The sequence below is a fragment of the Streptomyces sp. DSM 40750 genome (assembly GCF_024612035.1).
In the GTDB taxonomy this organism is placed as follows: domain Bacteria; phylum Actinomycetota; class Actinomycetes; order Streptomycetales; family Streptomycetaceae; genus Streptomyces.
The window spans coordinates 8,522,314-8,534,832 of the sequence record NZ_CP102513.1 but is presented as its reverse complement, the minus strand read 5'-3'; the positions used below and the strand labels follow the sequence as shown (position 1 = coordinate 8,534,832).

At 67.4% G+C, this 12,519-nt stretch carries 9 protein-coding genes; all 9 read right to left on the bottom strand.

Going from position 1 to position 12,519, the window contains the following annotated elements; translation table 11 throughout:
• Positions 1–82 precede the first annotated feature (82 nt).
• The gene (locus tag JIX55_RS37815; RefSeq protein ID WP_257567718.1) at positions 83–1,606 is read right to left on the bottom strand and encodes an amino acid permease; all 1,524 of its coding nucleotides are present in this window, start codon (positions 1,604–1,606) and stop codon (positions 83–85) included.
• A gap of 146 nt (positions 1,607–1,752) precedes the next feature.
• On the bottom strand, positions 1,753–3,672 hold the full coding sequence (gene dxs / locus JIX55_RS37810) for a 1-deoxy-D-xylulose-5-phosphate synthase (protein WP_257567717.1): 1,920 nt from the start codon (positions 3,670–3,672) through the stop codon (positions 1,753–1,755).
• Positions 3,673–3,985: 313 nt separating this feature from the next.
• A complete protein-coding gene (locus tag JIX55_RS37805) occupies positions 3,986–5,317 on the bottom strand; it encodes a sugar ABC transporter permease (RefSeq protein WP_257567716.1) in 1,332 nt (443 codons plus the stop codon).
• A complete protein-coding gene (locus tag JIX55_RS37800; protein WP_257567715.1) occupies positions 5,314–6,105 on the bottom strand; it encodes an ATP-binding cassette domain-containing protein in 792 nt (263 codons plus the stop codon). The genes JIX55_RS37805 and JIX55_RS37800 overlap by 4 nt, the downstream gene beginning before the upstream one ends.
• Before the next feature lie 212 nt (positions 6,106–6,317).
• Entirely contained in the window at positions 6,318–7,421 is a 1,104-nt protein-coding gene (locus tag JIX55_RS37795; RefSeq protein WP_443046621.1) for a sugar ABC transporter substrate-binding protein, read from the bottom strand.
• A gap of 124 nt (positions 7,422–7,545) precedes the next feature.
• Positions 7,546–8,745, bottom strand: a complete 1,200-nt coding sequence (locus JIX55_RS37790) for an ROK family transcriptional regulator (RefSeq protein WP_257567714.1) — start codon at positions 8,743–8,745, stop codon at positions 7,546–7,548.
• A 202-nt stretch (positions 8,746–8,947) separates the two neighbouring features.
• A complete protein-coding gene (locus JIX55_RS37785) occupies positions 8,948–9,880 on the bottom strand; it encodes a carbohydrate ABC transporter permease (RefSeq protein WP_257567713.1) in 933 nt (310 codons plus the stop codon).
• A 19-nt stretch (positions 9,881–9,899) separates the two neighbouring features.
• A complete protein-coding gene (locus tag JIX55_RS37780; RefSeq protein WP_257567712.1) occupies positions 9,900–10,829 on the bottom strand; it encodes a carbohydrate ABC transporter permease in 930 nt (309 codons plus the stop codon).
• Between the two features lie 132 nt (positions 10,830–10,961).
• Positions 10,962–12,434, bottom strand: coding sequence for an N-acetylglucosamine/diacetylchitobiose ABC transporter substrate-binding protein (gene ngcE, locus JIX55_RS37775; RefSeq protein ID WP_257567711.1), 1,473 nt, complete (start codon positions 12,432–12,434; stop codon positions 10,962–10,964).
• Positions 12,435–12,519: the final 85 nt, after the last annotated feature.

Sequence of the window (12,519 nt, the reverse complement as noted above, 5' to 3'; positions counted from 1 at the left end):
TCCGGCACGCTATCCGGCCCCGCAGTTCCGCAGGAAGCGGGACATACGGGGCCGGAGAGTCGAACGGTCGGCCGGAGGATGGCTACGGGGCGTCGTGGCCCGGCGGCTTGATGACGTCGTCCACGCTGGTCTCCTCGTGACGGCCGAGGCGGCTGTGCGAGCGGCCGTAGACGAAGTAGACGGCGAAGCCGGCGACCATCCAGCCGGCGAAGCGGAGCCAGGTCTCGGTGGGCAGGTTGAGCATCAGCCACAGCGAGGCGCACACCGAAAGGATCGGGATGAACGGCACCCACGGGGTGCGGAACGCCCGGTGCAGGTCGGGACGGGACGTGCGAAGGATGACGACGCCGATCGCGACGACCACGAAGGCGAACAGCGTGCCGATGTTCACCAGCTCGGCCAGCTCGCTCAGCGGCGTGAAGCCCGCGAGGACCGCGATGACCACGCCGAGCAGGATGGTCGGCCGGTGCGGGGTCTTGAACCGGGGGTGGACGCGGGAGAAGAAGCGCGGCAGCAGTCCGTCGCGGCTCATCGCGAAGAAGACGCGGGTCTGGCCGAGCAGCAGGATCATGCACACGGTCGTCAGGCCGACGGCGGCGCCGAAGCTGATGAAGCCCGCGAACCACGGGTGCCCGGTGGCCTTGAAGGCGTCGGCGAGCGGCGCGGTCACGGACAGCTCGGTGTAGTGCTGCATGCCGGTCACCACGATCGACACGGCCACGTACAGGGTGGTGCAGATGAGGAGGGAGCCGAGGATGCCCCGGGGCATGTCGCGCTGCGGGTTCTTGGTCTCCTCGGCGGCCGTGGCGACGACGTCGAAGCCGATGAACGCGAAGAAGACGACGGAGGCGGCCGTGAAGATGCCCATCACGCCGAAGTTGGAGGGCGCCCAGCCGAACATCAGCTGGATCAGCGGGGACTGGAGGCCTTCGCCCGCCGGCACCGCCTGCGCCTTCGGGACGAACGGGTCGTAGTTCTCGCCCTTGGTCAAGAAGGCGCCCGCGATGATCACGGTGAGGACGACCGTCACCTTGATGGCGACGACGAGGGAGGTGACCCGCGCGGAGAGCTTCGTGCCGAGCACCAGGATGGCGGTGAGCACCAGGACGAGCGCGGCGGCGAGGATGTCGAACCCGAAGCCGTCGGCGCCGTCTCTCGTGCCGAGCGCCGCCGGCAGCTCCCAGCCCGCGTTCGCCAGCAACGAATGGACGTATCCGGACCAGCCGACGGCCACCACCGCCGTTCCCAGCGCGAACTCCAGCACCAGGTCCCAGCCGATGATCCAGGCGGGCAGCTCTCCGAGGGAGGCGTACGAGAAGGTGTACGCGGAGCCGGCGACCGGGACCGTGGACGCGAACTCCGCGTAACAGAGGGCGGCGAGCGCGCAGACGACGCCGGCCACGACGAAGGCGAGGGCCACGGCGGGACCGGCGTTGTTCTTGGCCACCGTGCCGGTGAGGACGAAGATGCCGGTGCCGATGATGACACCGACCCCGAAGACCGTCAGATCCAGCGCGGACAAGGATTTCTTGAGCGCGTGCTCTGGTTCCTCGGTATCGAGGATGGACTGCTCGACCTTCTTCGTCCGGAAGAGTGTGCTGCTCACAGGCGTACCTCCCACGCTTGTCGTCCTCGACATGATCGAGAGGGGGCGTGGTCCGTATGCCCCGGCGCGGGCGGTTCTACGCGAATGGGCCGGTCTCACCACCGTAAAGAATGGTGAGACCGGCCCGTCCAACCCAACTCGCCACGTCAGTCGCGCGCGGGCTCCACCTCTGCGGCCGCGTCACCGAATCGGCCGTCGAGCTTGGAGACCAGCCCGGTGACCTGGCGGGCGATGTCGGGCGCGGTGAGCCCGATCTCGGCCAGGACCTCGGCGCGGGAGGCGTGGTCGAGGAAGCGCGGCGGGATGCCGAAGTCGCGCAGCGGGAGGTCGACACCGGCGTCGCGCAGGGCCTGGGCGACGGCCGAGCCGACGCCGCCGACGCGGGAGTTGTCCTCGACGGTCACGACCACGCGGTGCTTGTCGGCGAGCGGCGCCATGTGCTCGTCGACCGGCTTGACCCAGCGCGGGTCGACGACGGTCGTGGTGATGCCCTGCTTGTCGAGCAGGCCGGCGATCTCCAGGCACATCGGCGCGAGGGCGCCGACGGAGACGAGGAGCACGTCCGGGGTGTCGGTGCCCGGCTCACGCAGCACGTCCATGCCGCCGACACGGCGCAGGGCGGGTACGGCGGGGCCGACGGCGCCCTTGGAGAAGCGCACCACGGTCGGCGCGTCCGTCACCTCGACGGCCTCGCGCAGTTGGGCGCGCACCTGGTCGGCGTCACGCGGCGCGGCGAGCCGCAGCCCCGGCACCACCTGGAGGATCGACATGTCCCACATGCCGTTGTGCGAGGCGCCGTCGGTGCCGGTGACGCCGGCCCGGTCCAGTACGAAGGTCACACCGCACTTGTGGAGGGCGACATCCATCAGGACCTGGTCGAAGGCACGATTGAGGAAGGTGGCGTAGACCGCGAAGACCGGATGCAGACCGCCCGTGGCGAGGCCCGCCGCCGACACGGCGGCGTGCTGTTCGGCGATGCCGACGTCGTAGACGCGCTCGGGGAAGGCCCTGGCGAACTTGTCGAGTCCGACCGGCTGGAGCATGGCCGCCGTGATGGCGACGATGTCCTCGCGCTCCTTGCCGAGCTTGACCATCTCCTCGCCGAAGACGGAGGTCCAGTCGGCGCCGGAGGAGGCGATCGGCAGACCCGTGTCCGGGTGGATCTTGCCGACGGCGTGGAAGCGGTCCGCCTCGTCCTGGAGGGCGGGCTGGTAGCCGCGGCCCTTCTCGGTGAGGCAGTGCACGATGACCGGCCCGCCGAACCGCTTGGCGCGGGACAGCGCGGACTCCAGGGCCTCGATGTCGTGCCCGTCGATCGGCCCGACGTACTTGAGCCCCAGGTCCTCGAACATGCCCTGCGGGGCGATGAAGTCCTTCAGCCCCTTCTTGGCCCCGTGCAGCGTCTCGTAGAGCGGCCTGCCGACCACGGGCGTCCGCTCCAGCAGATCCTTGCCCCGGGCCAGGAACCGCTCGTACCCGTCGGTGGTCCGCAGCGTGGCCAGGTGGTTGGCGAGTCCGCCGATGGTCGGCGCGTACGACCGCTCGTTGTCGTTGACGACGATGACCAGTGGCCGGTCCTTGGCGTCGGCGATGTTGTTGAGCGCCTCCCAGGCCATACCGCCGGTGAGCGCGCCGTCGCCGATGACGGCGACCACGTGGTCGTCGCGTTTCAGCACCTGGTTGGCCTTGGCGAGGCCGTCGGCCCAGCCCAGGACCGTGGAGGCGTGGCTGTTCTCGATGACGTCGTGCTCGGACTCGGCCTGTGAGGGGTAGCCGGACAGGCCGCCCTTCATCTTCAGCTGGGAGAAGTCCTGACGGCCGGTGAGCAGCTTGTGGACGTAGGACTGGTGGCCCGTGTCCCACAGCACCTTGTCCTTCGGCGAGTCGAAGACCCGGTGCAGGGCGATGGTGAGCTCGACCACGCCGAGGTTCGGGCCGAGATGACCGCCTGTCTTTGACACCGCCTCGACGAGGAAGGTCCGGATCTCCTCCGCCAGCTGGTCCAGCTGCTCCAGGCTGAGCCGGTCCAGATCGCGCGGTCCCCTGATGCGGGTCAGCAGCGGCACCCGTGCCTCCTTGCAGTAGTGCTGTTCGAGCGTTGCCGGGCTCGACGAAGTCTAATCTTCCGCGTTCACCGCCCATCGCCGGGCAGGTGGGTCCTGCGTCACGCGAACGGCCGTAGACCATCCTGCGCAGACGTACCCGTACGAAACGTCCGACAACCAACAGAAGTGCCCGGCACCAGGATTGGTGCCGGGCACTTGTTCGCAAGGGGTCACTGCCGCGCCGTGAAGGGGCGCGGGGAACCGCGCGACCAGCCACGGACAACCCGCGGCCGACGACGGACGGCATCCCCAACGGCGCCCTTCCGCCGGACCGCTACGCGCGCCCTGCGGCTTTCTGGCTCTTGCGGGACACGGAGTCGATGACAACCGCACCCAGGAGCACCGCACCCGTGATCATGTACTGGATCGAGGTGTTCATGTTCAGCAGGTTGAGGCCCGTCTGGATCGACTGGATGACGAGCATGCCCAGCAGCGCGGACCACACCGACCCCCGCCCGCCGAAGAGGCTGGTGCCACCGATGACGGCCGCGGCGATAGCGAGCATCAGGACGTTGCCGCCACCGGCGGACAGTGTCGCGCTCGCGGTCTGACCGGCGAAGAACATACCGCCGATCGCCGCGAAGCCACCGGAGATGGCGAACACGGTGATCCGGATCATCGGCACGTTGATACCGGCACGGCGGGCGGCCTCGATGCCGCCACCGACCGCGAACACCTGGCGGCCGTAGGTCGTACGACGCAGCACGAAGTCGACGATCACCAACGCCGCAAGGAAGATCACCAGCGCGTTGGAGACACCGGACGCGTCGTTGAGCACGGCGGCGGCGACGAAGGACACGACGGCGAGCGCGCCGACCCGCAGCAGGATCTCGCTGGTCGGCCGGAACGGCACACCCGCGGCCCGGCGGCGGCGCTGCTCGTTGAAGTTGCCGACGAGGGAGAGCACCACGGCGAGGCCGGCCAGGATGTACGCGCCGATGATGGCCTGGTCCATGAAGAAGGAACTCTTGCCCAGCAGATGGACCGGACCCGTGTCGGACGGGATGTTGATCGTGCCGCTGTCACCCAGCATCCACAGCATCACGCCGTTCCAGCCGAGGAAGCCGGCCAGGGTGACGACGAACGCGGGTACGCCGATCCTGGCGAAGAACCAGCCGTGCAGCGCGCCGATGGCGAGACCGGTGAGGATCGCGAGGAGCAACGACAACCAGGAGTTCATGCCGTGGTTCACCGCGACCACGGCGAACAGGGTGGAGGCCAGACCGCTGACCGAACCCACGGACAGGTCGATCTCGCCGAGCAGCAGCACGAAGACCAGGCCGATGGCGAGCATGCCGGTGGCCGAGAGGAAGTAGCTGATGTCCGAGAGGTTGTCGGCGCTCAGGAAGAGGTCGTTCTGGAGCTGGAAGATCGTCCAGATGACGATCAGGCCGATGACCACCGGCAGCGAGCCCAGCTCGCCGCCCTTCACCTTGCGCTTGAACTCGGTGAGGTAGCCCTTGAGGCCCTCTTCGCGGACCAGCAGACGCGGGTCGACGACGGTGACCGGCGCGGCCGTGGGGTCGTCGGCGGGGGCGACCGTGGTCTGGTCCTCCGCGGCGCCCTTTGCGGAATCACTCTTCACGGTCTTGGACGTGTCGCTCACTTTGCCGCCTCCGTGGTGCGCCGCCCCGCGCGACGGGTCACGGCGTTGTCCGTGGCACCCGTGATCGCGGCGATGATCTCTTCGTGACTGGTGTCCTTCACGGAGAAGGAGCCGTTGTTCCTGCCCAGGCGCAGGACCGCGACGGTGTCCGCGACCGCCTTGACATCGGCCATGTTGTGGCTGATGAGGATGACGGCGAGGTTGCGCTCGCGCAGCCGTTCGACCAGGTCGAGGACCTGCGCGGTCTGCTCGACGCCGAGGGCGGCGGTGGGCTCGTCCAGGATGACGAGCTTGGGGTCACCGATGAGGGCGCGGGCGATGGCGACGACCTGGCGCTGACCGCCGGAGAGGCTCGCGATCGGGATCCGTACGCTCGGGATCCGGATGGAGAGCGTGGACAGCAGCTCCCGGGAGTTCTTCTCCATCGTCACCTCGTCGATGACGCCCCGGTGCAGCAGTTCGCGCCCGAGGTAGAGGTTGCCGACGACATCGAGGTTGTCGCAGAGCGCGAGGTCCTGGTAGACCGTCGCGACGCCGAGTCCCTGGGCGTCGTGCGGCTTGTTGATCCTGACCGGGTCGCCCTGCCACTCGATGACGCCCTCATCGATGGGGTGGACACCCGCGATGGTCTTGACCAGGGTGGACTTTCCTGCGCCGTTGTCGCCCACCAGGGCGACCACTTCACCGGCGTGGACCTCCAGCTCGACGTCGGTGAGTGCCTGCACCGCACCGAATCGCTTGGAGACTCCGCGCAACGCCAGCACGGGCGTAGCGGACACGTGAACCATCTCCTTCGCCGCCTGACCGGCGGGGATGCCGCGCTTGAATTCAGGCGCGGAGGAATGTGCGTGACGCACAAGGCTTACAGGGTGAACATGCGTAGATCCGCCGCGCTCGGCGGCGGGGGTTCCGTCCGGCGCCCGCCCCGGAAGCGGGGTCTGATGTGGGGCGGGCGCCGGACAGGTTCTACGGGACCGCGGGGCGGTCGCGCCTCGAAGGACTACTCGAGGCCGGCCTCCTTGCAGGCCTTGGCGTACTCGGCGGTGCAGATGTCCGCGACCGTGTACAGACCGTCCTTGACGACGGTGTCGTTGATGTTCTCCTTGGTGACGGAGACCGGGGTCAGCAGCTTCGCCTGGACCTTGTCACCGGAACCGCTGGTCACCTCGGTGTCGGCCAGGGACTTGATGTCCTTGCCCTCCAGCAGGTTGACCGCGAGCTCGGCGGCCGTGTCGGCCTCCGGCTTGTAGGCCTTGTAGACCGTGGAGGACTGCGTGCCGGCGACGATCCGCTGGATGGCCGCGAGCTCGGCGTCCTGACCGGTCAGCGGGATGTTGCTGATCTTCGCACCCTTGAGGGTGTTGGCGATGCCACCGGCCATGCCGTCGTTGGCCGCGTAGACGCCGGCGATGTTCTTGGCGCCCAGCTGGGTGATCGCCGCGGACATCTTCTCGGCGGCGACGGTGTCCTTCCACAGGCCGGACTGCTCGTAGGCGATGTCGACCTTGCCGTCGAGGGCCTTGTGCGCGCCCTCCTTGAACTGGCCGGCGTTCGGGTCGGCGTCGTCACCGTTGATCATGACGACCTTGGACTTGGCGGTCGCCTTGTCGCCGAGCGCGTCGAGCAGGGCCTGGCCCTGGAGCTCGCCGACCTTGACGTTGTCGAAGGAGACGTAGGCCGAGACCGGACCCTGGGCGAGACGGTCGTAGGCGACGACCTTGACGCCCTTGTCCACCGCGGACTGGATGGAGGACTTGATGGCGGCGGAGTCCTGGGCGGAGACGACGATGACCTTGACGCCCTTGGTCACCATGGTGCTCATCTGCTGAGCCTGCTTGTTCGGGTCAGCCGCGGCGTTCGCGTACTGGACATCGCAGTCGTCGCAGAGTTCCTTGACCTTGGCCTCGAAGTAAGGCTTGTCGAACTTCTCGTACCGCGCGGTGACCGAGTCGGGCAGGAGCAGACCGATCGACTTGCTGTCCGAACCGCTGTCGCTGCCGCTGTCCGAGTCGTTGTCGTCGCCGGCCTTGCCACAGGCGGCCACGGACAGCGCCAGCGAGATCGCGGTGGCGCCGATCGCGACTCTACGCATCGTTGCGTTCATTTGGGTTGTGCCTCCCTGACACGGGCCGCAGCACTGCGGCCGAGGTGACTGGAAGTCAACTCGGCCACCCGTGCGACGTCAAGAAGTAAATCCTTAACGGGTTGGCAACGGCACGTTTCGTTCTCTAAGTGAAGGCAGGAGTTGCCGCAGACAGGGTTCCGTCCAAAAGGGTGGAATCACCCATCTCGCTCAGTGCCAGGGCCAGGGCCCCGAGGACCTCGGCACGGCCGCCAAGCGCCCCTGGCAACACCGAGAGTTGACGTGCGGCACTCGGGATCGCGTACCGGCCGACCGACTCCCTTATGGGCCCGAGAACCAGCTCTCCGGCCTCGGCGAGATCGCCACCGAGGACCACGCGGCTCGGGTTCAAGAGATTGCAGAGATTGGCGACTCCACTTCCGATGTGTCGGCCGACGTCGGCGATCACCCGACGACAGCCCGGGTCCCCGTCCCGCGCCAGCCGTACGACCCCTTCCATGGTCAGATCGGTGCCGTGGCTGGACTGGAGGAGCGGCAGCACATAGCGCGCGGCGGCGAAGGTCTCCAGGCAGCCCCGGTTGCCGCAGCGGCAGACCGGGCCGGATTCATCAAGAGTAATATGCCCGATTTCTCCCGCCGTGCCACCCGGGCCCCTGTAGATCTTGCCATCGATCACCAGTCCGGCACCAACGCCGCTGGACACCTTGATGTACGCCAGGTCCCGCACCCCCCGGCCACTGCCCCAGACCAGCTCACCGAGGGCGCCGAGGTTGGCGTCGTTGTCCACGTGCACCGGGACACCGAGGCGGGCGCGCATCTCCACGCCGGGTCTGGTGCCGGCCCAGCCCGGCAGGATGGCGGAGGAGCCGAGCGTCCCGGACTCCACGTCGATCGGGCCGGGCACACCGAGGCCCACGCCCGCGATCTTCGTACGGTCGACGCCGGTGGCTTCGATCAGGCGGGTGACCAGCTGCTCCGCCCGGTCGAAGCCCTGCGCCGAGGAGGCGTCCACATCGAGCGGCTCGGCCTCCTCGGCGAGCACCTGATGGGCGAGATTCCCGATCGCGACGCGCAAATGCGTGTGCCCGAAGTCCACGCCGATCACGATCCCGGCGTCCCCGCTGAGCGAGACCGCGCGGGCCCTCCTGCCGCCCGCCGACGTGGGCGTGACCTCGACGGTTCCGCCTTCCTTGAGCTCGCGCACGATGTTGGAGACCGTGGCGGCGGACAGGCCTGTGGTCCTGGCGATCTCCGCCTGCGTGAGCGAGCCGGCGAGACGCACCGCCCGGACGACGCGCTCGAGATTTGCTCGGTGCAGCGACGACTGCGACCCCGGAGTCTCCATCGACTCATCCACTCCCGTCCAAGGCTGGGCGACCCGCACGCCGCCCGTGACCCAGGTCACGGCGGCGGAGCCCGGGTCACTTACAAGTTGTGAACTCCAAGCTCCGCTGAACGGGTTACCGCAGTCAAGTCCTTGAGGGAAACTGGGGTCGCCGAATGACCACTAAATGTCACTCTGCGGCTACTTGAGGTCCCCGGACGGGCTACTTGAGGGTCGCGGAGGTGAGACCGGCCTGGACCTGGCGCTGGAAGGAGAGGTAGACCACGAGCATGGGGATCATGGCGATGGTGACACCGGCGAAGAGGACGGGCAGGTCCGAGGCGTAGCCCTGCTGCTGCTGAAGCTGGATGAGGCCCTGGGTGAGGACGTACCGCTCGGGATCGTCGCCGCTCTGCGGCTGCATGAGGACCGTCGGCAGGATGAACTGGTTCCACTGACCGAGAGTGTTGAAGATCCCCACGCTGATCAGCCCCGGTTTGGCCATCGGCAGCATGACCTGGAAGAACGTCCGGGTGTGCGAGGCCCCGTCGAGGATGGCCGCCTCGAAGACCGCGGTGGGCAGCGTCCGGAAGAACGCGTGCATGAAGAACACGGTGAACGGCAGCGAGTAGGCGACGTACACCAGGATCAGCCCCTGGTAGGTGTTCAGCATGTCCAGCCGTTTGACCATGAAGAACAGCGGCACCAGGGCCAGGAACACGGGGAACATCGCGCCGGCGACGAAGAAGTAGTACAGCAGCCGGTTGCCCCGGAACGGGTAGCGGGCCAGGACGTACGCGGCCATCGAGCCGAACAGCATGGTCAGCGGCACGGAGAAGACCAGCACGATGACCGTGTTGACGAAGTAGTCCCCGATGCCCTTGTCCCAGGCGCGGGAGAAGACGTCCAGGGACCAGTTCTCGGGCCAGCCGAAGGCGGAGCCGCCGATCTGGGCGTCGGTCTTGAAGGAGCTGAGCACCAGCCACAGCAGCGGCAGCACGATCAGCAGGGCCCACACGGCGAGGAAGCCGTGCGAGAAGACGTTCAGGACGACGCCTTCGCCGCGCTCGTCGCCGGGGCCGGTCCCGCGCTTGGTGACGGTCGGGCCGATGGGGACCGAGTCGCCGCGCGAGGTGGTCTTGAGGGGTGCACTCATCTTCTGTCGTCTCTCCCGCTCAGAACTCGACGCGCTCGCGACGGGTGGCGCGCAGCATGACCACCGACACGATCAGGGTGAGGAGCAGCATCACGACGCCCATCGCGCAGGCGTAGCCGCTCCTGCCGTACAGCAGGAAGTTCCGCATCATCACGGTCGCCATGACCTCGCTGTGGTGGTCGGGGCCGCCCCCGTACTCGCCCGCGGTCATGGTCGAGACCAGGATGAACATGTCCATCGCCGCGATGCCGAGATAGACCCAGGCGGTCTGTACGGAGTCCCACAGCAGCGGCAGGGTGATGCGGAAGAAGGTGTGGGCGCGGCCGGCGCCGTCGATCAGCGCCGCCTCGTAGATGTCCCTCGGGATGGCCTGCATGGCGGCGGAGAACAGCACGAGGTAGAAGCCGACGCCGTGCCAGACGACGACCAGGATGAGCGCCCAGACCACCATGTTCGGCTCGTTCAGCCATTCGACGGGACCGTTCTCGTCGACCAGCCCCAGTTTCATCAGGAAGCCGTTGAGCATGCCGCCGCTGTCACTGCGGTACACGGCCCCGAACAGCACCGCGAGGATCGCCAGCGACAGCACCTGTGGGAAGAAGTACACGATCTTGTAGAACCCCGACCCGGCGACCCCCGAGACCCCGCCGGCCCGGCCGCGCCCGCCCGCGTTCAGCATGAACGCGAAGAACAGGGCGAGCAGGATGGTGATCACCGGGATGAACACCAGGAACAGGATGTTGTGCCAGATCGCCTGGAGGAAGATGTCGTCCTCGAACAACGCCGTGTAGTTGTCCAGGCCGATGAAGGAGAACGTCTGCGACTGCCCCTTCCAGTCCGTCAGCGAATAGCCGAACGTCTGGATGTACGGCCAGATCACGAAGATCAGATAAAGCGCCACGGGCACCAGAAGGAACCCCGCGACGAACCGGTTCTGCCCTTTACGCATTGGCGTTTTCCTGCCCTGGTGTGCTTGCGACGAAAGGCCGGCATCGATCAGGGGCGCGGGGAACTGCGCGAAAAGCCACGATGAAGCCGCAGCTCACACCATCGCGCAGCCCCGACGACGCCCCGAGATCGCCTAATCCCGACGGTTTTTCTTGGAAGCCGGGTCCTTCGCCTGCTTGTCCACCGCGGCCTGCGCCCGCTTCAACCACTCGGCCGGCTGAATCCGCTTCGCCATCAATTCGTTCGAGGCGTTCTGGATCGCCGTGTCCATCTCGCTGTACCACTCGGTGTACAGGTAACGGAACGTGTCGTCACCGGCGGCCTTGGAGACTTCCACCGTCGACTGCGTACCCGGCCGCAGCGTGACCCCGGTGTCGACGCCGTCCTTCACGATCGTCAGGGAGTTCGCCTCCTTGGCGAACAGCGTCGACCACTCCTTGGAGAGCATCATCCGCATGAACTCCTTGGCCGCCGGCAGGTTCTTCGCCTTGGCCGGGATGATGAACGGCTCCCCGGAGCCGGCCCGGATCGCCTCGAACGGCATCACGCTGTCCGGCAGCACCGGCATCGGCATGAACTTCATGTCGAAGTCGTCCGGCGTCTGCTTCAGCTGCTCGTTCTCCAGCCAGGAACCGGAAGTGATGAACACGGCCTTGTACTGGTTCCAGCGGGCTTGGGACTCGGTGTGGGTCAGGCCGTTCGTACCGGGCATCAGATAGCCCTTCTCGACGACCTCGTAGATCGCCTCGACGCCGGCCTTCGCGGCGTCGGAGCCGACGAACGCCTTCGGGTCGAGGTTGTCGATCGCCTTCATGGCGTCCAGGCCGCCCGTCTTGGCGATCAGGTCCATGATGGCGACATTGATGTAGTACGGGTACTTGCCCTGGTGGGCGAGGCCGCCGATGCCCTTGGCCTTGGCCTCCTTGCAGATGGTGAGGAAGTCGGCCCAGGTCTTGGGCTCCTCCCAGCCGTTCTCCTTGAAGAGCTTGCCGGAGTACCACAGGCCCCACACCGTGTAGATGTAGTTCAGGGCGACGACCTTGTTCTCCTGCATGCCCGCGTCGAGCGTGCCGGCGATCAGCGTGTCGCGGACCGTCTTGCTCGGATCGTCGATCGAGGGGGCGTCCAGGACCTCGGCGAGGTCGAGGAGCTGGTCGTTCTTGTAGAGGACGTCGATCGGGATCTGCTGGGCGCCGGAGTCGTCGACGATGTCCGGTGGGTTGCCCGCGTTGAACCGGGGCTGGAGCTTGCCGGTGATCTCCTGGGTGCCGGTGTGGGTGGAGGTGACCCCCCACTTCTTCTGGAAGGCGGCCTCCCAGGCCTTGGCGTAGGCGTCGCCGTAGCCGCCCTTGAAGATGACGACGTCGAGCTTGCTGCCCTTCTTGACGCCGAAGGGGTTCGACTCGGAGGTCTCGCCCTGCGTGTCCTCAGAGGTGTCGTCGTCGCCACCCCCGCTGGCGCAGGCGGACAGGAAGCTCATCGTGGGGACGGTGATCAGGCCGAGCGCAGCGGAACGCTTGATCAGATCGCGGCGGCCGACGCCTTCGGGGTCGGTGGTGTCGACACCCTCGGGGCCGTTGTCGTTCTCAGCGGTAGTGGATCCCATGCTCAAGTCCTCGCCTTCTCCAGGACTCAGGCGGTGAACCGGATCCTCCCGGCACCGCGGTCGGTTCAAGCTGGGGTCATGCGTG